The sequence below is a fragment of the Chitinophagales bacterium genome (assembly GCA_040877935.1).
Lineage (GTDB): Bacteria > Bacteroidota > Bacteroidia > Chitinophagales > CAIOSU01 > JBBDNB01.
In genome coordinates, this window is record JBBDNB010000048.1 from 22863 (window position 1) to 49087 (window position 26225).

Sequence of the window (26225 nt, forward strand, 5' to 3'; positions counted from 1 at the left end):
ATTGGATTATAAAAGATCTAGTAAAACATTTAATTGCTTGTCTTCAACAACTGTATTTATTTCCTTATTTAGCTCCCCCAACTCACAATTATTATTTAAAAAATTCGATAATTTTAGATATACATCTGAAAAATCTAGATAAGGATCAGAATTTTCGTGCTTTTTCAATCTGTAGCCTATTATATTGCAGATTAAGTCAACGCTAAATTCACCTTTTGCAAAAATTATTGCTTTGAGGATATACTCTGGAATTATGGTATGGTAATTTACGCGACCACCTATAAGAACTGCTAACCATCCTTTTCCTTTTTTATTAGCCATTGCAAGTATTCTTTTCCCATATATGCTTACATCTTTACTTGCAAGTTCATTTTTCGAATCTCTTAACTTTGAAGGTTTAGTGTAAACCTCGGATAGTATTTCTTGAGCTGTTGAGGCATTTCCACATGCAATAAAATCAACTTCGAAGGTATGAGTTGCGTAAAATGGTTTAATCCAATCGTTAGCTTTACAATACTCATCAAGAACTTTTTTTCTTCTCAAACCAACTATGCTTGAGTTTTCTATTTTCTCTTTATATTTTTCTGTTTTCTTAGTATCTGATTCATTGATTGTGGTATCGCAAATCTGTGAATCTAAATCAGTGATTATACTGCATTTTCTCTGAAGTCTCTTTTCATCAAATATTTGTGCAATATTGATGAATCCTGTACTCCGAATATTTATTAAACTTAACCCAAGTTCATCAAGGCTAACACCTAAAACTTCTTTAACGATGATCGGTATTAAAATCTCCTCCGCATCACCTTCAACCAATATAACTCCCTTGGCAAATAAAAGGTTACTTCTTACAGCATCCAAATATCTCTCAAGCTTAGCTATATCTTCAGGCTTCAGACCTATTGATGGTTGATATACTTCCGAACAGTTTATTTTTTTAGATAAAATATTTATGTGCGAAATTTTATTTACTTCTGAAATATGTGTGGAATGCGTAGAGTAAATAATTTGTGTTTCACCATATTCGAGCTTATCAAACAATGTTTTTTGAATATGGGTGTGTATATGAGCTTCAGGCTCCTCAATTACAAGAAAATTTGCAACCTTTTCTTTTGATTTGTATTGATATTCTAAAAGTTTTAGTGCAAGAAAAATAAGATTAGCTCCTCCTAAGCTTAGTTCGTGTATTGCCCCTTCATGAGTCTCTCCAGGTTCACTTATGTATAATCTTAAAGCTTGTAATAATTTGTTTGCTTCATCAGATAAATTTGACTGGATAGAAAGTGATGCAGGGGAGTAGGTTTCACCGACAGCATCTTTTATCGTTTTTCTAATGTTTTGTCTTATCTCTTGTACGTCTGGCAGTTCTTCTATGCCTTTATTTAATTCATTTACCATTTGCGAGATGGGTTCATAATCATCTTCTTTTATTTCGACACTCTGTTCCTTTAAAAGTGAGAGTAAAGGATTGGTTCTATTATTGTGAAAGTCACTTACAACATCTCTTAAAGCCTTAATAAAAGTAAATGATATTTCTTTTGATATTGAAAGCTGATGAGGCACTTTAATTCCAAATTTAGAAGAATCAATATCATACTCGAATTTAACATTGTCAAAATCACCAACTAGCTCCTTATATGCTTCTGGATCGTTGAAATTAGCTGTACTTTTTCCTGTAAACCATGTTTCATATTTATCATTTAAATTATTTGGATTTATCTCGTCTAAAATTTCCTGTAAACCTTCCTGATCTCCCTCTTCTAATTCAGATAGTCGATATCTAATGTCGGCCTTAGGTCTAAAAAATAAGGTATAACTTGCTTTATTTACTTTGTCTTCGTCTTCTAAATTTCCTAAACTATGTACAAATAATGCTTGCACTGCTTCATCATCCGGGATATCGCTAAATTCTATGCTAATTATTATCCAATGCCCTTTCCAGTCATCAATTGATCTGTTAAAATCATCATGTCCTAGTTTATAGGCGTACTGATATGATGAATCATCGAGTAATAGCCTAAGTGCTCTAAATATATTTGTCTTACCAGCACCATTTTCTCCAATGATTGTATTAATCCCTTTCTGAAAATGAAATTGAGCGTTCTTAAAGTTTCTATAGTTGACAATTGATAGTTTTGATATATGCATATGTTATATTTAATATATTATCATCAGTATAGCATCTATTTTATAGAATAACATTATGAAAATAAAGCTACTCTCTGTCTATTCCAAGAATAATATTATGCTATAGTCATCTTCTAAATAGTTCAGAATACTCTGATGGTCTTTGTGGATATACCCTCAAAGGTGCTATCTATCTACATAATTTAACAATTGTAAGATTTTATATATCTAGTAGCAAATTGAAGGAAATAAACTCATGATCCTAAACAGAGAAGACCCCAGGAACCAGAATTATTGTCAACATACATTTCAAAAGTCATCAAACGCTTGATGATTTGAAAATTGATAAAAAAATTCAACCACAAGAATCGTGGGCTTACCTTCTCAAGGATAAAATACTCTTGCCCTATAGTAGAAAGCTAAAATAGTTTATATTCGGATGTGGTAAAATGGCAGTATGGCAATTAAAAATGTTTATGATTAAAGATTCTGCAAAAGTATTAGATGTCTCGGAGTTCATTGAAGTATTGAACAGTCAATTGCGCACACTCCAAGCTAAAGTCCACGGTGAAGTCACTCAGGTAAAAGTGTGGAGTTCAGGTCATGTATATTTCACTATAAAAGACATGAATAATGGGGATGTGTTGAATTGTGTCATGTGGAAATCGAGATACAATTTAGCAAGCATCGAAATTGAAAATGGACTTGAACTTATACTACAGGGGCGCCCAAATGTTTATGGACCAAATGGCAGTCTTTCTTTTATTGCAGACAAGATTGAACTTGTTGGTGAAGGTGCCTTGATGAAAGCTTATCTGAAACTCAAAGAAAAACTTACTAAAGAAGGTCTTTTTGATAATATCAACAAACGAGCTTTACCAGAATTTCCGGTTAAAATTGGTGTTATAACATCTTCACAAGGAGCAGTTATCCATGACTTTACTAATAACTTGAAGCAAATTGGATTTCAGGTCAAACTACTACACTCTCCTGTAGAAGGGCAAGAATCTGGTCCTGATTTATGCTTAGCAGTTCGGCAGATGCGGAATGTTGATATTGATGTGTTAGTCCTTATTCGAGGTGGTGGCTCGGTTCAGTCTCTTGCAGGTTTTGATAACGAGGCTTTGGTTCGTGAAATTGCTCGTTTTCCTGTTCCAGTTATTGCAGGTGTTGGCCACCATGAAGATATACCACTAGCCGCATTAGCAGCTGACTTAGAAACTTCGACACCTTCTTTAGCTGCTAAAACCCTCAATGAAACTTGGGATCGTGCAGAGTTGGATTTTTTCAATTTCAAACAGCGTATATTGAATGGTTTTGAAAGAGCTGTTAGTATTCATGAGCGAGAAATGCAATCCAGGTCGAGTAGCATCCTTTCAAGTTTTCGTGGGATTCTTCGTCACTTCGAAGATATACAGGAGTCAATTCCCAAATTAATCAACAAGTTTTCTCAGCACCTCTTTGTAATCAATTCTCAAATAAAACTCTCGAGAAAAAACATCATTAAAAATTTCGAAAATCTTCTAACATTGTATCAGGATAAACTGACTTCACTTCCCAACAAAAGAATAATACCAAACTTTAATGGTCAAATTCAATTTGCTGAGAGTCGGTTAAGATCTACAAAACGAATAATTCAATCGAACAACCCTGAGCGACTACTCAAGCTCGGGTATGGCATTGCATATCATAAAGATGCAATAGTTAAATCAGTTTCCCAGGTGGAAAAAGACGAAAAAGTAACATTAAAACTTTTTGACGGTAACATAGACACCATTATTAAAAACATAACCAACAAACATCATGACAAAGAAAAAAACAACTAATATCAACTTAACCGAAAACCTCAAGAAGCTAGAAGAAATTGCTGATTGGTTTGATGAGCAAGAGGATGTTGATGTCGAAGAAGGCCTCATAAAAGTCAAAGAGGCATCAGGACTAATGAAAGAAAGCCAAGACCGCCTCACACAGGTAAAGAATGAATTCAATGAGATAAAAAAAGAAATTACAGGATCAATAGATGAAGTATCCGAAGAAGAAAGCCCATCAAAAGAAAGTGACAACCTTCCTTTTTAACTCCTCTTTATAAAATTATTACTTTCTTTAAGATATGGGATGAAATTATAGCGGATAGTTTTCGATAACAACTAATAACCACCAAGATATCGACAAAGTGAAACAGTCCTTTAACTTCGAATTTAATTAGATACCTGAAAAATTAAGCTAAGCTCTCTTTTTCCTTTAAATATTCAAGGAAATCCGTAAACGTCTTTTCTTTTTGCTTGTTGAATAAATCTAAAAGGGTTCTTTTCAGCTTATTCTTTTCATTTGCTGAGTAAGTTGAACTATCATTTAGTCGAAAACTTGATATGTTTATCTCAAACTCAGCATCATCACCTTTCTTAGGGAAGTCTTTAAAGGAAAAAGTTACATTACATTTACCTTTATAATTTAGGTAACTATACTTGAATGCAGATTCAACTTCCCAAAACTTTAGATGTTTTTGAAATTTCCTTTCTTTTACAAAAAAAGTTTGATGTATTTCCTTGCCTTTAAGTTTGAGTTCGGTTTTCTTTTTCATCCAATCAATTTCTTCAGGTAATTCTGTGTTATGATCGGGACTTATTTCGATGTTTTCAATGTCTACAAAGTCAAAAACATCGCTATTCATTTGGGATGATAATCTGTAGAAAAACAATAATCTGTTTTCATTACTAAAGTTTCCAAATAACACCTTAACTAAATCCTTATCTGCTTTAATCTTATTTTTATCCTTTAAATAAAGTATGGCTTTTTTTTGAATTGCATTAGCAACATTATCACTCTCAGAAGAAGTGTAAGATTTTATTATAAGAAGTTGATTTTCTTCAGTTTTTTCTAAGTCAATTTGTCCGGAAAATTTATTGCTTGATTCATACCAACTTTTGTTTAAATCAAATCTTTCTATCTCAAATGAGATAGACACTTTGTTGGGCTTGTTATTATCAAAACTTATTTTAGGAGGTGTAATTAACGAATAATTAAGTTGTTCTTCGGAGATTAAGTCATCAAGATTAAGGTCTCTGATCTCTTGAAATAATTCTAAATCAGGCTCACAATCTATTCTACTTGTTGACTTCTTTATATTGTCTTCTTTTGTGTGTTGATATTGTCTCAATTCATCAAACTCAGAGGCGCTGATTAAAACTGTACATAAAGTTGGTACAAGATTTTCCTTGTCATATAATCTGGAAAATACACCTCTAGATTTAAGAAATTTATTTAAGTCAGATTTAGAAACATAGCTTTGATTAGCAAAACCCCTTATAAACTCTCCAAATGGTAATATTTTATCAATGTTTTCTGGCTTACTCTTCATAGGGATTTTCTTGGAGGTTTCTATAATCATTACAATAGTTTACTACCTTAATCTTAGCTGTAATTCCCTCATTAGTAAAAGAACTTTTTGCAATGTCAACATTTTGAATATGTCTAGTTTCATTGTAATCAGGAAATCCAATAATAATTTCAGAAGCCCATGATTTAGATAATGTTTGAGACAGGTTGATTAATCTTTTAAGATCTTCTTCCTCAAAATTGTCAATACATGTAAGAATTAGCTTGGTTTTATTCTCAGATTTACTTTCCAACCTAATAGGGATAATGCTAGAATTAATATACTCAACAGGAAGAATTTTTCCATGATCAAGCTTAAGTGAGGGGTTAATGTTTTTGCCAGTTTCAGGATAAAAAAAAGAATAATTATAACTTTCCGAAAATTTTTTGGCAAAACTAATTGATTTATAAATGAAATCAGCTCTATTGTTATCTACCAGATAAATCTGATCGTAATTGAAATTACTTGGCGTTAATACATCACTAACTTTTTCAATCAAGTCGTCATATGTATCCTCATCATTAGATAACCAAAATAGAACACCAATATTTTCAGATTTGATATGAGGTTCAGCATTTTTAATCCAGTTTTTATGTATATGACTATACCTGAAGCAATCTATTGACTTAGCTAAATCCTCAAAATATTCTTTAAATTTTGTTTTTGGAGAATTGGGGTAAGGCTTAGCAGTGAATTTGACAGAAATTAGAACTTTTTTAAAAACTAAATCAACCAGAGGAGACTGATAATTAAAGGCAACATCAATACCATGGGTTCGTTTATCATGCTCCTGGTTATTGCAATCAAATTCAATAGCTTTTAAAGTTTCTGTCCATCCGATTAATGCAAGAAAATTAGAAACAAATCTCTCACCATATTCACCTATAAGTTTAGATTTTTCTCCCACGTAACTTTATTTCATAAGACTTAATGACTAGCGCCCTATTATCAAAGATTAAACTGAAATAAGGCTTGCCGATATTTAACAATAGTGGATGAAAATAAGACATAATATCTATAATTTTAAAAAACAAGTGCAGAAGATAGAATTTATGCAGAAAACTTTTTTCATTATATCAACGCAAAAACTTCACATAACAAAATAAAAAACAAAATAAATAAACGCCCCTTACCTTATGGTATAATCCCAACAATAATTCATTTCACTTTCATAGCTGATAGGATGCTAATCTGTGAATTTTTAATTCACAGAATTGAGCCTTCTGATCAGGTGTGAAAGCATACATGAGTTGTATTACCAATAACCATTAAGAGCTTGGCTCTTGAGTATCCGCTAAAGGATAGGTTTGGAATAATACGCTGATACACCACAAAAAAATTTGCTCATTAAGCAAATTTACACTGCTACGATAAGCCTGGATTTTCATCTATGCTTTGAGGGTATTACAGATTAAGTTCTTAATACCCTTTTTTTGTTATGAGAAAACTCCACAACCATCTTAAAGTGCATAGGAAGAAATCATCTTTGAGTCAAAAAGATATTTCATTTCTTTTAGGATCGAGATTTGATCATTCCCATGTTTCCAAATGTGAAAGTGGCTTGCAGGACATACACACCAACACACTCATTACCTATCACCTTCTTCTTGATGTCCCCATAGAACAACTTATCCCACATCAACGTGAAAGAATAGCCAAAAAAATCCTGCCCCAGATTAACAAGAGAATCCAAAGACTCCAGGAAGAAAAGCCGGTACCCTCAACCCAAAACCGCATTCAATTTTTGAAGGAATCACTTAAAAGATTAACCAACTCATTCTCATGAATACCAATGGCGAAATAACATTAGCAATATACGCAAGTACATCAGGCTTTGGATATGCATGCATGGATGGTACTAAGCTCCTTGATTATGGCGTAAAATCCTTGCGCCCAAGGGATGTAAAAAAAGCCTTAAAACAGATTGAGATGCTCCTTGATTACTTTATCCCAACCATCATTCTTGTTCAAACCCCATATGGAAAGTACAGCAGAGGCGGGAAACGAACCAAGAAGCTCATAGAAGACATTTTGAGACAGTGTGAAGAAAACGGGATAGAGGTACGGCAATATTCACGTGATCAAATCCGCTATATTTTTAAGCAATTCAAGGCTACATCTAAATATGAGATTGCCAAGAAGATAGCGGAATGGTTTCCCGAACTCAAGCAAAAAATGCCAACCAAAAGAAAACTGTGGCAACCTGAAAGCTATTATATGGGGATATTCGATGCCCTCTCCCTTATCTGCACCCATTACTACATTACACAATAACAGTACTCATAGCTTCTGCTTTTCTCGGTGTAAGCGACCAACAATTCTTTTTGGGAATGTCTCACAAGTAGGAATCCGACAAAGGAGGAGCATTGCTTGGGAGCATTCTTCAAAAAGGAGTAATCTTGCCTCAAACCGAGAACATTACAATTTTTATTGCACGCGCAAGAACCTAATTCGAATTGACCATACCTAATCAAAGAGTTTTCTCCTTTCATTTAATGACTCGTACCCTCCACATAATGAAGTATTTTCAAAGACAATTCGATTCCTTATTATTATTATCCATACTTTTTGCTGTAAATAATAAATTAACCCGTTTAGCGATTTAAATTTAAGCAGCGAGCGCATGTTTAATGTGGTTTAAAGGTTTTCCGTTTTGGTAATTGATTAACTGTAATGCCCTGATTGCATATTTATTGCTGGAATTGTTGCGCAGGGTTAAAGCAAAAGGAAAAACGGCATTTTCAAACTTTGTAGAGAAAATACGCATCTGCCTCTGCTTCTATCTAACCCTCGACTATGTGATATGTCGTATTCAGCCGCAGGCAAGAAGACTCAGAAGTAGGCAAGCCCGGCTGAAATTTGATGGGGCGGAACACTATTTTAAACAAAACAGCAACGAAGTGTCTAATTTTGAAGTGATTTCATGCAGCAATAGATTTCCTAATGCATATTCCGAGTGAAAAGGATACAGAATCAATGTGAAGTTTGGCGATTAATTTTTTGCAGACGTTGAGGGACCTTTAGCGAGCAAGTTCAGCACAAGCAGGGATCACATTACGAGCCATACGGAGTGTAGAAGAGTCAATGGCACAATAATGATGCGATATGCGGTGTGCTGATGTAGGGTAGGAGGCATGATCATCAATCGCTTGTTAGCTATAGTGCTTCTCTATAGTTCTGTGTATTTTAAATTCTTTCCATAGCATTTTGTTATTGGATATTTTTTCTTGTTTATTTCTAATTTATCCAATAGTGCTTCTTCAAGATCAATGTTCATCTTATTACAAAGCAATAACAATGAGTAGTAGGTGTCACCAATTTCTTGCTTCAAATGATCGATGTCAATTTCAGATTCTTCTTTCCATAGAAAGACTTCTAATACTTCACTTGACTCTACGTTTAGACTCATTGCAATATTTTTTGCGGAATGATATTTAGACCAGTTTCTCTCTTTAATGAATTCAACAATTTTTTTAGTTAATATTCTTTGATTTGATTTCATAATTCCATACATTTTACTATTTGATTAGAAACTTGACTAATAGTTCCTTCTGCTAAAATTTCACAAAATTCAATTCTACTTTTTAGTTTTTCTATAGCAGGTATAGTATCTCTATTATATACTATTTCTCTGTATTTCTGTATTTCTTCTTTATCATCTGTACGATTTGATTCAATTCTCCTCTTTTCTTTTCGTCTGCTTAGCTCTTTTTCTGAAACAGATAGAATTATCATCTTCTCGATATTTAGATTTTTTTTATTCAGGAAATTTAAAAAATTGTCTACTTGACCTACTGTTCTTGGAAATCCGTCAATTATAATTGAATCCTCAATGGAGGAATTTATAATTATATTTTCAAGAAGTATTTGAATCAAATTATCCGGGATTAATTCTCTTTTATCAACATATTTTTTTAGCAGTATACCATATTTATTTTCCTTCTTAATTTCTTCCCTGATTAAAGTACCAGTTGATATGTGTTTGACACCGTATCTATTTTTAATATTTTTTGCTTGCGTTCCTTTACCGCATGACGGTGGACCTATAAAACAAAATATTCTCATTGGTCAAACAGGTTCAACTGTGGACCTTTTACTATTTTTCTTAAATCGCTAAAAGAGTCTACTTCGTATTGTGGTACTACAGTTTGTTTCTTGTATTCTTTTTTAATTTTTTTATCAGTCCAATATGTCATTTTTAATAGAGTTTCAAAATTTTTTTCTTCATAAATAGCACCATACTTGGCCCATATTGAATGTGCTCCAATTTCATTCGCAGGAAGTATATCTTTAGCAAGGCTATCTCCAATTACGTAAGTTTCCTTGTGAGAAACAAACAAACTTGAAATTACTTTTAAATAACCAATTGGATTCGGCTTTATGTTTTCTTTAGGCTCTGGCCATCTGTGTTTAATATGTTTAGATTGATAATGATTTGTTTCAGCTTTTTTTCTTATCTCCTCACTAAATGGACTGTCAGGAATTGAAATGCCTTCCCATCCAAGAATTCCATGAAAGTATTTGTCTAAGTTTAGTTGTTTTATTCTTTGCTCTCCAAAAAAAATAGGAGCATTAGTAACTGCAACTATTATTACCCCGGAAGACTTAAGGAACTCAAATGTTTCTTTAACTCCAGGATATGGTCTAAGATTTTTTGTTCTGACAATTGAAAATACTTTTTTTGCAAGTGAAATGAATTTTTGAATCTCATCTGAAGTGTAACGTGATATAAAGGGAAGTTCTTGAATTAAAAAACTATATTCAAGTGTTCCAACTTTTGAAAAGACTTCCTTGGCACCATCATTAAACTCTTCTTCACTTATTTTCATTTCTTTTGCAACAGCATGAACCATACCTCTATAGCTCATGCCAAAGTAGTCCACCCAATTGTAGAGGGTATTGTCAAGATCTGTTATTAATAGAGTTCTCATTATATTTCAACTAACCACATTGTTACGTCAGTTTGCCTTAACCCTTCTAAATTAGTAACTTTTTTATCCAATATATTTTTAAATCTGGCTTCATTTTTCTTTTTCGTTGACACAGTTGGAAAATCTTTGATTAAAATATTCTTCTCTTCAACTTTCACTTCATCAATCCTGCTTAATAGGAACCATGCTGGATAAGACCCTCTGTGATAATAATTTGGAGATTTTTCTGGATAAGGTGTTCCTATAGTGGTAGGTATTGGCGCAACTTTAATATCTATAATATTTGTTCGAAATATTTTTAGTGAACCACTGTTGAACAGATATGCTTTGAAATATTCTTTCTCGTCACAGATTGTTTTAATAAACTTGAATTGTTCAATTGGAGGTGTCTCATACTGCTTCATCCACCAGCCCCACCATACTTCGCCATGATTGTTAATCAAATCTTGATGATCTAATATAGTTCCTCCTTCTTCCGTAATTAAATCTCTGAATCTTAATATTATTGAATCCATTTATTTTCTTTTTATTATTAGTGGTATAATCTTATGGTAATGAATATCATTTCGAGTAATAATACCAAAATTTTCTTTTAAGAATTTAAACCATCTAGGTTTGCTAAAAACTGCTTCTACATCAAATAGTACTTCATGACCATCCTTAAGCAGTTCCTTGATTTTATATTGCTTTGGTAATTTTTCTTTTACATGTTTGTAAGTAATGTGACTTATAAGTAGGAATAATTCACCTTTTTCATTTATAATTTCATCTAAATTGTCAAATATTGTATCTTGAATCCCAGTCTGAAATGCAACAAAAAAACATAACCCCTTTGATATAGTTAAGGTGCATTACTCACTTAACCAACCAAAGAGGCTATGTCTACACACATTAGCAAAGAAGAGCGAAAAGTAATAGCATACTGTCTGTCTTGTAACTGGAAGTATACACAGATAGCACAGCTGTTAAATCGAAACCGCAGTGTCATTTCTCGAGAATTGAAACGCAATACTGGTGACGATGGGCAGTATCGATATGGATACGCACATCAACAGTATCTGAAACGAAGAGAAAAAGCGAAACAAGGGTATCAGAAGATACTCCATCATTCGACCCTGCAGAACCATATTGAAGTACAGCTCAACGAAGGTCACTCACCCCAGCAGATTGCAGGGAGATTAGCTCACATCCCAACCCTGCCAACTGTCTGTACGGAAACCATTTATCAGTTCATCTACACCCACCGACCTGCTTGGTGTCCTCTGTTGTGCTTCAAGAAGACTCAGTACCGAAGAAAGAGAGGAACAAAGAAACGTGAAAAGAACAGGAGAATACAACAGTTTCGCTGTATTGAGACACGACCAGTATCGGTTGACACCAAGCAGTACCTCGGTGACTTCGAAGGTGATACCGTCATCGGAAAGGGAAAGAAACAACGACTCCTCACTCACGTTGATCGAAAGAGTGGCTATGGACTCGTCGATGTACTGCATCAGGTGAGCAGTGACATTGTGCAGCAACATACCATCAAACGCTTCAGTACGTTGCCTGACAGCAAACGAAGAAGTATCACCTACGACCGAGGTACCGAGTTTGGTGGAGACGATTCTCTTGTTGAACGTTACACTGGTATGATGGTCTACCGAGCCCATGCCTATCACAGCTGGGAACGAGGGTGCAACGAAAACTTCAACGGGTTACTTCGTCGCTACTTCCCAAAAGGTACTGACTTCAGTACACTGACACAAGCAGACGTTGATGGAGTGGTTCACCAACTCAATCACCGTCCTCGCAAGAGACTTAACTATTTAACGCCCTATGAGGTGTTTGTTGAGGGGTTAGATCCTGTTGCGTTTCAGACTAGAACCTAAGTATCAATGACTTCTAATCCCCCAACCGCAGTATAGTAATCTTGAGAAACATCTGTTTTTCTATTTGATTTTGGAAGTGGAATATATGGAGGATTGCAGATTGCGAGATCATATTTGCATTTCAATACTTGAGTACTGAACTTTCCGCAGATAAATGAAATTGTCTTATTGTCAATTTGGTGTTTGGTCAAATTTGAATACAGGTTTTTGTGAGTGCAATAGATAGCATTAAAGTTCACATCTACTATATCAAGCTGATCTAAACCATTCTGATTCTTCACAGTTGAAATTGATAATAACCCATTCCCACATCCAATTTCTGTTGCCTTACTATTAGTTTTTTCTTCTTCGAAATAGTATTGACATAAAACTTCGTTCATCAATATTGTATCAATGGATGGTCCGAAAACTTGTACATCCTTTCTTTTATCCACATGAATTAAAATTCCTCTATGATATATAAGTTTATGTCCAGTACTAAGGATTTCTTTCAACATATTTCGACTACTCATTCCTGCTTGATTTATTGAACCCCAGAAATCAAAAACAGATTGGGGTTCGTCAATTGCATCAATGACCTCAAGACCAGTTTTATATCTGTGAAATCTTGAAATGATACAGAAATGCATTCCAGCCACGTATATTAATAGTCCACCTGATGCTGGAATATTCATTATATTCCTTGAATTTGAAATATGATGTGTTATGTTTTTTGATAAAGCCTCCCATGCATAATACAATACCATGCCAATTTTATCCATCTCATGATTTGGGTTGGTTGAGGTTTTTTTAAAATTGTCAATATCTAAAAAGAAATCTTTCAGATTTCCATAACCAACAGAATTTAAAGCTTTTAGGCCATACTTTGATGCAAAAATATTCAAGAATCCATCATGTAATGAATCATTTACATAGGAAATCCAGTCTTCAAAACTATTTTCTTCAACAGCAATTCTTAACGCCTCGTTTCCTTCTTTATGTCTTTTCGAATTAATATTTATCATACTATTTTATTTTTTTGCATTATATCTAACTACTGGATATAAGGTGTATTTCTTCTATCCTTCTGATAAAGTATGCATATAATATTTTTAGAGCAAAATTAGCAAAATAATGAATGTTATTGTAGTTCTCGATTTTGTGAAAATAAAAGATGTTATTAAGAGGCATAAATTAGAATTCGATTGAAGGTTATATTTCTATTGTGAAAATTGTATAGCAATATTTTAAGAATGACCTTTTCTGATTAAAAGAGCTTAATTTTTGGATATGTTAGAACTTATAACCTCCTCTTGAATTGATGGACATATTTTCCAAATCACCTTGATACTGATAATAAAAAGTAAATGTAATTACATGCGATGTAAAAATCAATGGATTATGATCCAGTAATTCATACATCGCTTAACATAAGTGTAAACATAACAAAATCAAAATTTAACTCCTATAAATTAGTGAAATCTGTATTGATATTATATTTATTTCATTACCTTCGAGTTTATCTTTAAATTTAATGTCTCCTGACAAAAACACTTGAAATGAAAAACATCTTCTTTATTAGCCTGACAATAATCACGTTCAATTCTTTTTCTCAAAGTATTGATATCGTATCCTGGAACCTCAAAGAAATTTTCTCCGAGGAAGATATTTCTAATAGAAGTACTGATTTCCAAAGCTTTGGTGATGATCTTTCACCTGATATACTGTTACTCCAAGAATACACCGATGGATCATTAATGGAAGGGATTGGTAATGCTATGGGGCTTACTGACTATTTTCATGCATCATCCAATTTTGTGACAGGAGGAACTGGCAGACATGGCTCCTTTGAAACAGGCGTACTGTCAAAATATCCCATTTCAAGAGTCATCGAATTTGATATTTCAACAAATGGAGGGTTGGGAGATGCCGAAGAAATTGAAATGGTCGAAACCATCAAGGGATATACGTCAAATTCTGGAACAGGTAGAGGCTTTCTATGGGTTGAAATCGAATGTTTAAATTTAGTCGTAATCCCTGTTCATTTAAAATCATCGGTCGGAAGAACTGGGAATGATGATAAGGAGAATGCCTTTAAACGTGAACGTGTTGCTATAGCCATCGCTAACTTTGTCTCACAAGCTAAAATATTATACCCCCACTACACTTTTATCGTTGCCGGAGACTTTAATGTTGGACATGCTGATAGCAAGAAAAATGGTACAAAACTCGATGAAGATTGCTATGAGGATTGTTCTGATTCTGATGATGGATATGATGACACACACGCAATTTTTGAAGCCGGGATTGTAAATGGTTTAACAATGAAAAACCTTTTAAAATGGACTGATGCAACAACCTATGAAAGAGATTTTGGTTCAGGCCCGATTGATAATATTTTTGTTGATGGGGATGATAAAGAGAATTTTTCTCAAGGAGTGATCAGTGACAAATTATACAACTCGGATCATTTTCCTATCTATACTACTCTAAAATATTAAAAATATAAATAATGATAAAGTCTATTTCATGCCTTGTAATAATTTGTTTTGTCCAAATAGTAAATGCTCAAGATGCATATAAAAAGAGATACTTTGTAAAAGATACTATAAAGTACACTGAAAAGTATTATGACGAACGAAAACAAAGAACAAAAAACAAAGAAGTTTTCTTAACACTAAAGACTGAACATGCAGATAAAGAAGTTAACGACACAATTATCAAAATAGCTGGAAGCAGAGGCCTAAAATCAAATATTATTTTTGGAGAAAAAAATGAATCACATAAACTATTCATTAATCCTTGGCTAGTAAATTCTGAAGGGGGGTATATTGACAGAGATTCAGTTTATTATTATGAGCTGAAAAATAGGAGGTCTGTTAAAATTCGTTTTAAGCAGTGGTCTTTCAATGCTTTATCAGTTCCTTTAAAAGTGAGGTTTGGAGAAGATAAAACTGAGTTTTCTACTGGAATAAACTTAGGGGCTTTATTGGGCCATACTTGGGGTAAGACAAATTTTCTTCACAGAAAAAAAATAGGAAATAAACAATATGATTCCCAACATACACTTGGTGGTTTCGTGGGAGCAAACAAATTAGATTTCTCATTTGAAGATGAAGATGGCAGTGAAGAAGATGTTACTACAGCATCTATATCGCTAGGTTTAGGATATATGTATGCATATCAAAAATTTACATTTGGTTTAACTGGAGGGTTTGATTTTGGTCTTGGAGAAAATAGTACTGAATGGGATTATCAATCAAAACCATGGTTAGGAATTGCAGTAGGTTATTCTTTATTCTCATTTTAAAGTAAAAATATAATTTAAATTTATATTCTGTATAGTATTTGCTATCTGAAAAATCGATTGTTCCATTATGTGATACAACTCAATCTACTTTTTCGATTCTAGTCATAAAATCAGAGATTTTGATTAATGCTTTATTAGTTACATAAACTATTTTTTCAACTATATCTTACCTAAATCAAAAACCCCGCGGCAGAGCCGAGGGGTTTTCTAGGATTAAAAAATAATGTTCTTTCAGAGATAAAGTGAGAAGATTTTTTAGTAGATAAAAACCTAAAAACACTTGTTTTGCATATCTTTAAACCATGTCTCAAGAAGTCATTCGAGTTAAACCAGAACACATTGAAAAAGGAATACAGAAATATCATGCTGAGCGTGATGTTGAACTCAATGCAATAATTAATAGACACGGCTTTGACTATACCGTATATCGATTTCAAGATGGTCGAGTTCTTTTAGTTCTCCCGCACAACATCTCAGCTTTTCTCTATAAAAATGAAGATCACCTCTTTGATTCACTTGATTTGACCTAACATAAAGAACGGAAAACCACTGTTTCTTCCAGATAACACCCAAATCATCCCAATAACTCCCTTTAAGGGAAAACTATAATTTCTAATTTGCTATTTTCATATTTCATCAACCAACATAAAAAATGAGAAAATTAAGAAGAAGATCCTCTCCTATGAATCGTCCAAGTTTGAGAAGAAGATCAGCCCTCGTGATTCATCCAGGTGATGCAATCGTTGTTAGATCTAGAAAATTCGCTTTAGTAAATCACTATGCAGTTTTTCTTGGTAAGAAGCGTGGGCAAAGTTTTTATATGATATACATGCAAGAGGGGGTTAAAATTCTAACCAAAGAAGAAGCGCAGGAAAAATATTTCATTAAATACAAGGTGGAAAGGATTAGAAGGTTTCCTGGGTCGGAGAAAGAAAGAAGAATTGCAGTCCAAAGAGCCTTATTAAGAGCTAATGAAAACAGTTATAATTTCTTTTTCAATAACTGCGAACATTTTGCAAATGATATCCAGTATAGTAGATCATACAGCGATCAAACGAGAACCTTCGGTGCCAGCATTGCTTTAGCAAGTGTAGCAATTGCCGGAACTTCTAAAAACGAAAACACCCAAGCACTTGGAGTATTAGGCATGGGCTTGGGACTTCTCACTTTGATGTATGATCGTTTAAACGAATCGTACTCATAAGTCGCTCTATATCTTTGGAATAGCTATAGATGAATAATATGAGAATAATCAATACACACCCTCCATGTGTATCATATATTTCATACCTTTAGGGAAAAGGCATGAAATGAAAAAAGTAGGAATTTGGCTGAGAGTCAGCACCGATGATCAAGCAAAGGGAGATAGCCCAGAACACCATCAGAAAAAGGCGGAAATGTATGCCGAGGTTAAAAGCTGGGAGGTTGTAGAAATCTATCACTTGGAGGGAGTGAGTGGGAAATCAGTAATGAAACACCCGGAAGCGCAAAGGATGCTTGCAGATGTAAAGCGGGGGCACATTACTGGTTTAATTTTCTCAAAACTCGCACGTCTTGCAAGAAACACCAAAGAGCTTTTAGATTTTGCTGAATATTTTCATACCTACAAAGCGGACTTGGTAAGTCTGTATGAATCAATAGATACATCGTCACCAGCAGGACGATTCTTCTATACCCTCATATCAGCAATGGCTCAATGGGAACGTGAAGAGATTTCGACTCGTGTTGCTGCTTCCGTGCCCATACGAGCAAAGCTTGGAAAACCTTTAGGAGGAGCGGCACCATATGGCTACAAATGGAATGATAAAAAGCTGGAAATCGATGACAAGGAAGCTCCGATCAGAAAGATGATGTACGAGCTTTTTCTCAAGCTCAAAAGAAAAACAACGGTGATTAATACCCTTAATGAACAAGGGTATCGAACCAGAAAAGGAGCAAAATTCACAAAAAACACCCTAACCCGTCTCCTTCGTGATCCCATCGCAAAAGGCATGAGACGTATGAACTACACTCAAAGCACCGGAGAAGGAAAAAAATGGATTGAAAAACCACAAGATGAATGGGTTTTCCAAAAAGCCCCGGCCATTATATCAGAAGAAGTATGGGATGAAACCCAAAAGCTCTTAGACGAGCAAATGAGCACTTTTAAGAGAAGGACTAACGGAAAGGTGAAACCATTCACAAAAGTCACACATTGCGCCTGTGGTGGCAAATTCCACTACCAAACACCAACTTCAAAATATGTTTGCAAAAAGTGCAACAACAAAATCAAGGATGAGGATCTCGATGTAATTTTCCATGAACAACTGACAGAATATGTTATCTCAGAAGATAGTTTGAAAGAACATCTCTCTGACAGCAATCAGAAAATCTATGAAAAAAAGAAAGCACTTTCAGCAATTCAATCAAAAATAAAAGAACTAGAAATTGAAATAAATAATCTCGTCCAACTTCACAAAGAAGGTGAAATTCCAACCAAAGGTTTTGGAGAACTCTATAATCCAATATACGAACAGCTCAATCAACAACGAGATACCATCCCAAAACTCGAAGGAGAAATACAAGCCTTAGAACAATTACAAACATCAAGTGAATATATGTTTGATGAAGCCAGGAGTGTTTACAAAAAATGGACAACCTATTCAATAGATGAAAAAAGAGAGATTGTAAATACAATTACAGAATCAATTATTGTTGGTGAAGAAGATATCACCATCAATCTTTTATACCTCACGCCACCAAACGCCCTTCTTCATGAAACCCATTCAAATGGGGTCCACAACCACAAGGATTCATAGAAGAAACCAACATAAAGCTTGCAGGGTAATCCACGGTGAATTTTGCGCGGGAAATGGTAATATGCCGATCTTCAATAGGTTGCCTGAGTACTTCGAGTACGCTGCGCTTGAATTCGGGCAATTCGTCCAAAAATAAAACCCCATTGTGCGCCAGGGAAATCTCACCGGGTTGCGGATAATTGCCGCCACCCACCAGTGCCACATCGCTCACGGTGTGATGTGGAGCGCGAAAGGGTCTTTGGTGTATCAGGCTTGAGTGGTCTTGCAACTGTCCGGCAACCGAATGAATTTTGGTGGTTTCCAGTGCCTCTCGAAGATTGAGTGGAGGTAAAATGCCCGGCATCCGCTTCGCCAGCATGGTTTTTCCCGCTCCGGGCGGACCTATTAAGATTACGTTGTGGCCACCGGCTGCAGCAATTTCCAATGATCTTTTGATATTTTCCTGTCCCTTTACATCTGAAAAATCAAGCTCAATATGATCCAGGCTTTCAAAAAACTCATTGCGTGTATCTACAAATTCGGGCTGTAAATCCGATTCCCCGTTCAGTAAATCTACCACCTGACGGATATTTTCCACCCCGTAAACATCCACATCATTTACTATGGCAGCCTCACGGGCATTGGCTTTTGGAAGGATCAGGCCTTTGAAATTTTCCTGCCGTGCTTTTATGGCTATCGGCAATGCCCCTTTAATGGGCTGTACATTTCCATCGAGCGATAATTCGCCCATAATGATAAAGTCTTTTAGCAACTCATCGCTCATCTGTTCTGAGGCAGCAAGGATTCCGGCAGCGATGCTCAGGTCATAGGCCGATCCTTCTTTTTTGATATCGGCAGGCGCCATGTTCACCACTATTTTGGTGCGCGGCATCTTGAAACCATTGGTTTTCAGAGCAGCCTCAATGCGCTGCTGACCTTCCTTTACAGCATTATCGGGCAATCCTACCAGGTAGTAGTTCATGCCCCCTGTAACCATGGTTTCAATGGTAATGGTATGTGCATCCACCCCATATACCGCGCTGCCAAAAGTCTTTACTAACATAAATTCATTTTAGAATATGCCAAACTAATAAAAGATTGGGATATCCAAGAATTCTATTTGCTTATTCTGATTTATAACAATATGAAAAACACTATCCAGGTAAGAAGTAGCACAGGAATTAAAAAAGGAACTGAGTAACGTACAATGTACCCCACGAAAGAAGGCATTTGAATACCTGCCTGTTCGGCTATTGCTTTTACCATAAAGTTGGGTGCATTTCCTATATAAGTGAAAGCTCCAAAAAATACCGATGATACGGAAACTGATATCAGGAAATCAACCTGCTCAGCAGCAAATTGGGCAACATGCGCTTTGTTTTCAATATTTAGCCCAACTTTACCCATGGCGGCAGACAGAAAATTCAGGTAAGTAGGTGCATTGTCCAAAACTCCTGACAGCATTCCGGTAGCCCAATAAAGCGAATTTTTGGTTATAAGCACAGCACCGGCTTCAGATCCAGCAAATGTACTGATCAATTGCAGAGCGGGCATCATTGTAGCAAAAATCCCAATAAATAAAAATGCCACTTCTTTTATGGGTTCAAAATCAAATTCATTGCCTTTCAAACAATCTTTATCTGCTGTTTTAAAGGCAAGAAATGCTGTCCCCAGCATAATAAATTCTCTCAGGAAACTGAATTTATCTCCACCGATTTCCAATGCAGGCACCCAGCCAATCACATTGGGGTCGAGGAATACAGCTCCAATTGTTATGGCCAGCCAGATTGTGTTTTTTAGTCCTTTCACTTCAATTTTTCCGCTAAAATTCTTTTGCTCAGCTTTATTTTGAGCAAGATTTCTGGCATCAAGGTAATAGAATATTGCCGCGAGCAAACCAATTCCGAAAAACCATTTCTGCCAGATATATTCTACTGTCCAGAAAAAGGGAACCCCTTTTAAAAATCCCAGGAACAGAGGTGGGTCACCAATAGGAGTAAGGCATCCACCTACATTACTTACCATGAAAATGAAAAACACAATATGATAAGGCTGGATTCTGTGGTGGTTCAATCTTATAAAAGGGCGAATGAGCAGCATAGACGCCCCGGTTGTACCAATAATATTGGCAAGTGCAGCACCAAAGATCAGCAATAGGATATTGACCATTGGCGTACCTTTCTTATCAACTTTTATAAGGATACCTCCTGATGCAACGAAAAGTGCTGTAAGTAAGGCTATAAATGAAAAATATTCAGCGGCAGAATGTATAGGATGGTGCAGGTCGTGTAAATGAAGCACATAATAAAGCACAGTAATTAAACCTAGAACGATGGCAATTACAGGGTAATATTTATGCCAAAAATGGGCATAAAATAATGGGCCTGTAGCAATCATCAAGAGCAATAACACAAATGGGGCAACAGACCAGGGGGCAGGGTCTGCATGGTGAACAGGGCTGGCACCAACATCTGAAACAGCCCCACTCAATGCACTTGTGTCAGTACCAAAAGCTGCAATGGGTATAATGAAAAGCAGTAATAAAATACCGGGAATTAAATAATTAAAAGTGTATGATTTCTCGGAGAATTTCTGCAGGAGGCTAATACTGCGTTTCATAGTTATTTATTTAATAATTTATCTAAAGCAAGGTTTAGAGCTGTTCGGGTAAGGTTGGTTTCTGAGCTGTTCACAGAATGACTTTCTTCCAGTGCTTTTAATATGATATCTGAAACATCATTAAAAATAGCCTCATCGGTTACGGATATTTCACTTTCTTTCATCAGGTAGGCAAATACACGTGCCATACCGCAATTGGCAATAAAATCTGGGATCAGGCTCGTTTTTTTGTCGATGTACTGAGTAGTGGGGCCAAAAAAGTTTTCATCTTCAATAAATGGCACATTGGCTCCGCATGAAATCACTTCCAGTCCTCCTTTTATCAGGCTGTCTATGTTTTCTTTGCTCACAAGCCTGGAGGCAGCTCCAGGAATAAAAATATCTGTTTTCTGTTGCCATATGTGAGCATTTACCTCATCAAATGGTAGCATTTCAGTAGAAGTTAGCGCATTGTTCTTTCTGTTAATAAAAAGTTCTCTTACTTCCATGAAATCTAATCCTTCCTCTTTGATCAATCCTCCGTTTCGATCAATTATCCCGATAATTTTAGCCCCATCTTGCGCAAGGTAATAAGCTGCTGCACCGGCTACATTTCCCCAGCCTTGCATAATGACTTTTTTGTCTTTTATACTTCCGTTTTTATAGACATTATAGTAATGTTTTACCGATTGGGCAACACCAAAACCGGTGATCATATCGGCCACCAGGTATTTTTTAGAAATATCAGGTGAATAGCGTGGATCTTCCAGTTTTTTGGAAACTCCCTGGCGCAATTGCCCTATAATATGGATCTTGCTTTTTTGATTGGCCTTAAAGTGTCCGTTTACTACACCTTCTTGCGGATGCCACAGGCCGTAGTCTTCTGTGATTGGAATCACTTCTTTTACTTCATCCACATTCAGATCGCCACCGGTTCCGTAGTAATTTTTCAAAAGAGGAATTACAGCCTTAAACCATCTGTCGAGTACTCCAGGTTTTCTTGGGTCATTGGGATCAAAGTTGATGCCTGATTTAGCTCCGCCAATTGGTGGTCCTGAAATGGTAAATTTAATTTCCATTGTTTTAGCCAGTGATTCTACTTCTTTCTTGTCGAGTCCTTTGCGCATTCGGGTTCCTCCACCGGCAGCACCACCTCTTAATGAATTGATTACTACCCATCCTTCTGCTTCAGTTTCAGTGTCTTTCCATTCAAAAACAATCTCAGACCTTTTTTCTTTAAACTGCTTCAATAGCTCACTCATTCATTCTATATTTTAGCTCAGTGCAAGAAGGGATGATTTTAGCCCTAACCTGATCCTGTTTATTTTTTAGCTTTTTGATATAATTTTGCAAAGCTAATAAAACTAAGGCTATACAATCGCAGAAAAGCACTGTTGAAATGTGTAAATATACAGGCTTGGCTCAAACTATATTTTTTTAGCTTTACTACATAAGTAAAGCTTATGATACAGGACTTTTTAACACCCGTTGAACATGAAGTTCAGGACTATTTCCGCACACTAATGAAAAGATCAGTTGGAGAGCAGGTGCTTTTTTACAATGGGGATTTGCCAGAACTGAAAAAAGGCATTGCAATTGTACATGTACCTGAATATCGAGGTTCGGGTTTTTTAGAAAAAAGTTCTGATGCATTGCTCATTAGAAGGTCATTGTATCAGCTTTCGGAAATACCCGGAGCACTTCAGTTGATTGATATGGGCGACCTTAAACCCGGAGCTGAATTGAATGACAGCCGAGCTGCACTGAAATTGGTTTGCGAAGAATTGTTAGCAGCAAATATCTTCCCTTTGATTATTGGGGGCAGTCATGATTTGACCTATGCACAGCTCGAGGCTTTTCCAAAGCAGAAAACCGGCTTGAATTTACTTATTGCCGATCAGAAAATTGATTTTTTTGATTCGAAAAATGAAGCAATGAGCGATAAGAATTTTTTGATGGAAGTTTTGACTTCAGGGAAGGTAAATTTGTTTGATTTTAATGTTATTGGATATCAAATGCATTTTACTTCGGGTGAAGCACTTCATACACTTGACAAACTCAATTATGAGGCTTATCGGCTTTCACTTTTGCAGGATAATATAGAAGAAATAGAACCAATAGCCCGCGATACGGATGTGTTGAGTTTTGATATGGGAGCTATTCGATATCCTGATGCCAAAGGTGTTTTAGATCCTACTCCAAATGGTTTTTATGGCCAACAGGCTTGTCAGATTATGCGCTATGCGGGGCTTAGTGGCAGGCTAAAATCACTGGGGATTTATGGTGTGGATACCGATGCAGATGAGCAGGGGCAAACGGCACAGTTGATGGCGCAAATGATATGGTATTTTTTGGAAGCCAGGAGCCTTTCTAAAGCTGATTTCCCTGATTTTAAAAGAAGAAATTTTATTAAATATTCTGTGAGTGTAGATGGGACAGAAGGTGAAATGGTTTTTTTAAAAAGTAAACTCAGTGAAAAATGGTGGATGGAAATTCCTGATTTAAATGAAGAACAGTCGGGCAACAGGTATGTGATTCCTTGTTCTTATACTGATTATCAGTTGGCTTCTAAAAACGAGATTCCTGAACGCTGGATGAAAGCAGTACAAAAATTCAATTGAGAAATACCTTTTCAAGACTGATACCTCTTGAGCCTTTTACTAAAATCAGGTAGTCCTGCGGTAAATTCAAATTGAACCAATCTTTCAATTCTTTATAATCATTAAAATGCAGACAATCTACTTTGTGTTTTAATTTTCCGAATTCTTCGCCAACCAGAATAATTTTATCAACCTGCATTTGTTTGATCTGAAGAATTGTAAGTAAATGTTCTTCTTCACTTGTGTCACCAAGTTCCAACATATCACCCAGTACTAGCATTTTTTTTGGATGCTCTATTTCATCAAAGCTTTTTAGTGCAAGTTCCATTGAGGATGGATTTGCATTATAGGCGTCAAGTATTACTGTGTTGCTGTCGAATTGAATGAGTTGTGAACGATTGTTTTTAGCTTGGTATGCTTTTATTGCCTCGCATATTTTTTTTGAGGGCACCTTAAAATAATGACCTACAGCTACTGCTGCCATTAAGTTCTCTAAATTATAAGTGCCTACCAATTGAGTTTCACAATTCATCCATTCATCATCTATCAAAAATGCAAAATGCACATAAGGATGTCCCGATTCAATTCGTCCGGGATACTCTACGCCCGGAGTTTCCCCATATCGAATGATCGTTTGGGCTTCTTTTGCCGCTTCAATAAGTGCTTTATGTTCAGGGTTTACAAAGACAACTCCTGCATTGGCTTTCAGGTAGTCAAATAGTTCTGCATTGGCTTTCAGCGTATTTTCTACACTGCCAAAAAACTCTATGTGATCCTTGCCAATATTGGTGATTAATCCATGGGTGGGAGTGGCAATTTCGCAAAGGAAAGCAATATCGCCCCTTTTTCTTGCGCCCATTTCCAGGATTATAAGTTCAGCATCCTGTTTTATATTGAGCAAAGTAAGAGGAAGACCAATTTCATTGTTGTAATTGCCTTGGGTGAAAGAAGTCTTATAACTTGTATTTAAAACAGCAGCCATCAATTCTTTGGTAGTTGTTTTTCCATTGCTTCCGGCTATGGCTATCACAGGAACTGCAAGTTGTTTCCTGTGATAAGCGGCTAAGTCCTGTAGTGTTTCCAATACATTTTCCACTACTAAAAACCTTTCGTCCAAAGCAAAATCAGGATCGTCAACAATTACTTTTGAAGCACCGTTTTCCAATGCTTTTAGGGCAAATTTATTCCCATTGAAATTTTCTCCTTTTAAGGCAAAAAACAAATCACCTGTTTTGATATTTCTGCTGTCGGTAGAAATATCATTTGCTTCAAGGTAAATGTTGTAGAGTGTTTTTATATCCATTTCTGCCAAATTAAAAAAGCCTTCCCGTATTAAAGAGAAGGCTTGAAAATATTTATCGGTTTGAATAAAAATAGGCAATGATTGACTTGCCTTATTTTTATAATTTACCACAATATTTAAACAAGATAAAAAGTAGGGAAGCGATACTCACAGTTACCTGCGTTCATTTTTCCTTGTGGACTTTTCCTCTTTTCTTTTTTAACTCTTCAATTTGGTTTTTTATGTGTTTTTTTCTTTCATCTAAAGTCATGTCTAAAATCTCTAAACTGAATTTGTCTCGAATCTCGCGCATTAACTTCACCAAATTTGGTTTAACCGTTATTGTCTCCATAATCAAATATTTCTTTTGGTGTTCTAATTTCTAAAGTATTGTAATCTTCTCTTAAATTTATTGAGTTATAACCTCTTATTTTTTGAAGGTTTACAATATGTTTAAAGTTCCAACTTACCAAAACGTCAACATTATTTATAGTAGCAATGGCAATATGCTGGCAGTCTGCTAAACTTGTTTTGCCAACGACTTTTTCTTCAATGTACTTTTGAGCTAAAATTTCTGCTTCCTCCGTTAGTTCTGCTTTTGAAACATTTTCTAATGATTCAAACAAGTCAATTATAAAATCTGGAGCACGATAAATTTCAAGTTCTAGCGATTCCGAAATAATAATTTCAATTTTTTGCTTTGCCAATTCTTTAAAAAAAGGAATTGTATCATCACTAAATTCTTTGTCGTAATAACCACCGAAAACAGAAGTGTCTATAAACAGTTTTTTATCATTCTAATTTAGATATTAATCTAAGGTTAATGTTTCTGATTTTATAGTTACCACTCATAGAGTAATTGGCAGAAAAATGGATGGCTTCTTGAGGGCTTAGAAAAATTAGCTTTTAATATTGTTTGCGAACTTATTAAAGTTAAGAAGTTTTGTCAGTAATTGTAATTTTGTATTTAGAGCGTATTTTATCACTCGCTTCTAAACATGATTTTCCAGCTTCATCCAGTTCCTTTAAAAGAGGTAACAGCAACTCACTGCTTCTCTCAAATCTATTGCTTCTTTTACTGTCTAGTATTTTAATATACTCTTTAAACTGATTGTTGTATAAAGTGTCAAGAAGAGACACATATTTAATCACCTTTGTTTTGTATTTAATACCCCCATCGATTTCCTGTGCACCATTTATTAGCGGCAATCTCGATTGATTAGCCATTTTAGCACTATCTAATAAATTGGTCAATTCTTTTGTGTCAATAATAGCGTCTTCTTTGTATTTTACTGAATTAAGAGCTTTAGCCGCCTTGTCAATAAAATTTTTTCTAACTTATTACGAAAGAAGTATGAATTAGCATATACGACT

Annotated in this window: 26 protein-coding genes and 1 pseudogene; 12 read left to right on the forward strand and 15 right to left on the reverse strand. The window is 35.3% G+C overall.

All coding sequences use genetic code 11. From position 1 onward, the window contains the following. Window positions 1-6: 6 nt before the first annotated feature. Entirely contained in the window at window positions 7-2148 is a 2142-nt protein-coding gene (locus WD048_13185; GenBank protein MEX0813166.1) for an AAA family ATPase, read from the reverse strand. 455 nt (window positions 2149-2603) lie between these two features. Between WD048_13185 and xseA the strand changes: the two genes are divergently transcribed. Then, window positions 2604-3953, forward strand: a complete 1350-nt coding sequence (xseA, locus tag WD048_13190; protein ID MEX0813167.1) for an exodeoxyribonuclease VII large subunit — start codon at window positions 2604-2606, stop codon at window positions 3951-3953. Further along, window positions 3931-4203 (forward strand): hypothetical protein, encoded by a 273-nt coding sequence (locus WD048_13195; protein ID MEX0813168.1) that lies wholly within the window; start codon window positions 3931-3933, stop codon window positions 4201-4203. The genes xseA and WD048_13195 overlap by 23 nt, the downstream gene beginning before the upstream one ends. A gap of 142 nt (window positions 4204-4345) precedes the next feature. On the opposite strand, the gene WD048_13200 is transcribed toward WD048_13195, so the two are convergent. Together WD048_13200 and WD048_13205 are read right to left on the reverse strand one after the other, a co-directional pair. After that, entirely contained in the window at window positions 4346-5515 is a 1170-nt protein-coding gene (locus WD048_13200) for a hypothetical protein (GenBank protein ID MEX0813169.1), read from the reverse strand. Then, window positions 5475-6410, reverse strand: a complete 936-nt coding sequence (locus tag WD048_13205; protein MEX0813170.1) for a hypothetical protein — start codon at window positions 6408-6410, stop codon at window positions 5475-5477. Before WD048_13205 ends, WD048_13200 begins: the two co-directional genes overlap by 41 nt. A 531-nt stretch (window positions 6411-6941) precedes the next feature. On the opposite strand from WD048_13205, the gene WD048_13210 reads away from it, so the two are divergent. From WD048_13210 to WD048_13220, 3 genes and pseudogenes are all read left to right on the forward strand, one after another. Then, window positions 6942-7289, forward strand: coding sequence for a helix-turn-helix transcriptional regulator (locus WD048_13210; GenBank protein MEX0813171.1), 348 nt, complete (start codon window positions 6942-6944; stop codon window positions 7287-7289). Continuing rightward, window positions 7286-7777, forward strand: coding sequence for a hypothetical protein (locus WD048_13215; GenBank protein MEX0813172.1), 492 nt, complete (start codon window positions 7286-7288; stop codon window positions 7775-7777). Before WD048_13210 ends, WD048_13215 begins: the two co-directional genes overlap by 4 nt. A 401-nt stretch (window positions 7778-8178) precedes the next feature. Beyond that, window positions 8179-8304, forward strand: a pseudogene (locus WD048_13220) (IS4 family transposase). 368 nt (window positions 8305-8672) lie between these two features. On the opposite strand, the gene WD048_13225 reads toward WD048_13220, so the two are convergent. From WD048_13225 to WD048_13240, 4 genes are all read right to left on the reverse strand, one after another. Next, window positions 8673-8912 carry a MazG-like family protein gene (locus WD048_13225; GenBank protein ID MEX0813173.1) on the reverse strand — a complete coding sequence of 80 codons (240 nt, stop codon included), beginning with the start codon at window positions 8910-8912 and terminating at the stop codon, window positions 8673-8675. An 89-nt stretch (window positions 8913-9001) separates the two neighbouring features. After that, window positions 9002-9568 (reverse strand): nucleoside monophosphate kinase, encoded by a 567-nt coding sequence (locus WD048_13230; GenBank protein MEX0813174.1) that lies wholly within the window; start codon window positions 9566-9568, stop codon window positions 9002-9004. Then, window positions 9565-10434, reverse strand: coding sequence for an HAD hydrolase-like protein (locus WD048_13235; GenBank protein ID MEX0813175.1), 870 nt, complete (start codon window positions 10432-10434; stop codon window positions 9565-9567). Before WD048_13235 ends, WD048_13230 begins: the two co-directional genes overlap by 4 nt. Continuing rightward, window positions 10434-10949 carry a hypothetical protein gene (locus WD048_13240; GenBank protein MEX0813176.1) on the reverse strand — a complete coding sequence of 172 codons (516 nt, stop codon included), beginning with the start codon at window positions 10947-10949 and terminating at the stop codon, window positions 10434-10436. Before WD048_13240 ends, WD048_13235 begins: the two co-directional genes overlap by 1 nt. A 363-nt stretch (window positions 10950-11312) precedes the next feature. On the opposite strand from WD048_13240, the gene WD048_13245 reads away from it, so the two are divergent. After that, on the forward strand, window positions 11313-12305 hold the full coding sequence (locus WD048_13245) for an IS30 family transposase (GenBank protein MEX0813177.1): 993 nt from the start codon (window positions 11313-11315) through the stop codon (window positions 12303-12305). Here the strand turns inward: WD048_13245 and WD048_13250 are convergent. Further along, a complete protein-coding gene (locus tag WD048_13250) occupies window positions 12302-13309 on the reverse strand; it encodes a methyltransferase (protein ID MEX0813178.1) in 1008 nt (335 codons plus the stop codon). The genes WD048_13245 and WD048_13250 overlap by 4 nt on opposite strands. A 534-nt stretch (window positions 13310-13843) precedes the next feature. Here WD048_13250 and WD048_13255 point away from each other — a divergent pair. The 5 genes from WD048_13255 (at window position 13844) to WD048_13275 (ending at window position 18392) form a co-directional block, all read left to right on the forward strand. Continuing rightward, window positions 13844-14785 (forward strand): endonuclease/exonuclease/phosphatase family protein, encoded by a 942-nt coding sequence (locus tag WD048_13255; GenBank protein MEX0813179.1) that lies wholly within the window; start codon window positions 13844-13846, stop codon window positions 14783-14785. A gap of 11 nt (window positions 14786-14796) precedes the next feature. Then, the gene (locus tag WD048_13260; protein MEX0813180.1) at window positions 14797-15594 is read left to right on the forward strand and encodes a hypothetical protein; all 798 of its coding nucleotides are present in this window, start codon (window positions 14797-14799) and stop codon (window positions 15592-15594) included. 302 nt (window positions 15595-15896) lie between these two features. Beyond that, window positions 15897-16124: a hypothetical protein gene (locus WD048_13265; GenBank protein ID MEX0813181.1), complete on the forward strand. Its 228-nt coding sequence runs from the start codon at window positions 15897-15899 to the stop codon at window positions 16122-16124. A gap of 122 nt (window positions 16125-16246) precedes the next feature. Beyond that, on the forward strand, window positions 16247-16798 hold the full coding sequence (locus WD048_13270; protein ID MEX0813182.1) for a lecithin retinol acyltransferase family protein: 552 nt from the start codon (window positions 16247-16249) through the stop codon (window positions 16796-16798). A 106-nt stretch (window positions 16799-16904) separates the two neighbouring features. Beyond that, the gene (locus WD048_13275) at window positions 16905-18392 is read left to right on the forward strand and encodes a recombinase family protein (protein MEX0813183.1); all 1488 of its coding nucleotides are present in this window, start codon (window positions 16905-16907) and stop codon (window positions 18390-18392) included. On the opposite strand, the gene WD048_13280 is transcribed toward WD048_13275, so the two are convergent. The 3 genes from WD048_13280 to WD048_13290 all read right to left on the reverse strand — a co-directional run bounded on the left by WD048_13280 (window position 18325) and on the right by WD048_13290 (window position 22231). Further along, entirely contained in the window at window positions 18325-19434 is a 1110-nt protein-coding gene (locus WD048_13280) for a YifB family Mg chelatase-like AAA ATPase (protein MEX0813184.1), read from the reverse strand. The genes WD048_13275 and WD048_13280 overlap by 68 nt on opposite strands. A 71-nt stretch (window positions 19435-19505) precedes the next feature. After that, window positions 19506-20990: a sodium:proton antiporter gene (locus WD048_13285; protein MEX0813185.1), complete on the reverse strand. Its 1485-nt coding sequence runs from the start codon at window positions 20988-20990 to the stop codon at window positions 19506-19508. A 2-nt stretch (window positions 20991-20992) separates the two neighbouring features. Further along, entirely contained in the window at window positions 20993-22231 is a 1239-nt protein-coding gene (locus WD048_13290) for a Glu/Leu/Phe/Val dehydrogenase dimerization domain-containing protein (protein ID MEX0813186.1), read from the reverse strand. 201 nt (window positions 22232-22432) lie between these two features. Here WD048_13290 and WD048_13295 point away from each other — a divergent pair, with 201 nt between their 5' ends. Next, entirely contained in the window at window positions 22433-23590 is a 1158-nt protein-coding gene (locus tag WD048_13295; protein MEX0813187.1) for a formimidoylglutamase, read from the forward strand. Here WD048_13295 and murF read toward each other — a convergent pair. From murF to WD048_13315, 4 genes are all read right to left on the reverse strand, one after another. Further along, window positions 23583-24872, reverse strand: a complete 1290-nt coding sequence (gene murF / locus WD048_13300) for a UDP-N-acetylmuramoyl-tripeptide--D-alanyl-D-alanine ligase (GenBank protein MEX0813188.1) — start codon at window positions 24870-24872, stop codon at window positions 23583-23585. The two genes, WD048_13295 and murF, sit on opposite strands and share 8 nt — an antisense overlap. A gap of 163 nt (window positions 24873-25035) precedes the next feature. Then, a complete protein-coding gene (locus WD048_13305; protein ID MEX0813189.1) occupies window positions 25036-25164 on the reverse strand; it encodes a hypothetical protein in 129 nt (42 codons plus the stop codon). Window positions 25165-25183: 19 nt separating this feature from the next. Then, window positions 25184-25558, reverse strand: a complete 375-nt coding sequence (locus tag WD048_13310; protein MEX0813190.1) for a hypothetical protein — start codon at window positions 25556-25558, stop codon at window positions 25184-25186. A 226-nt stretch (window positions 25559-25784) separates the two neighbouring features. Then, on the reverse strand, window positions 25785-26105 hold the full coding sequence (locus WD048_13315) for a hypothetical protein (GenBank protein MEX0813191.1): 321 nt from the start codon (window positions 26103-26105) through the stop codon (window positions 25785-25787). Window positions 26106-26225 lie beyond the last annotated feature (120 nt).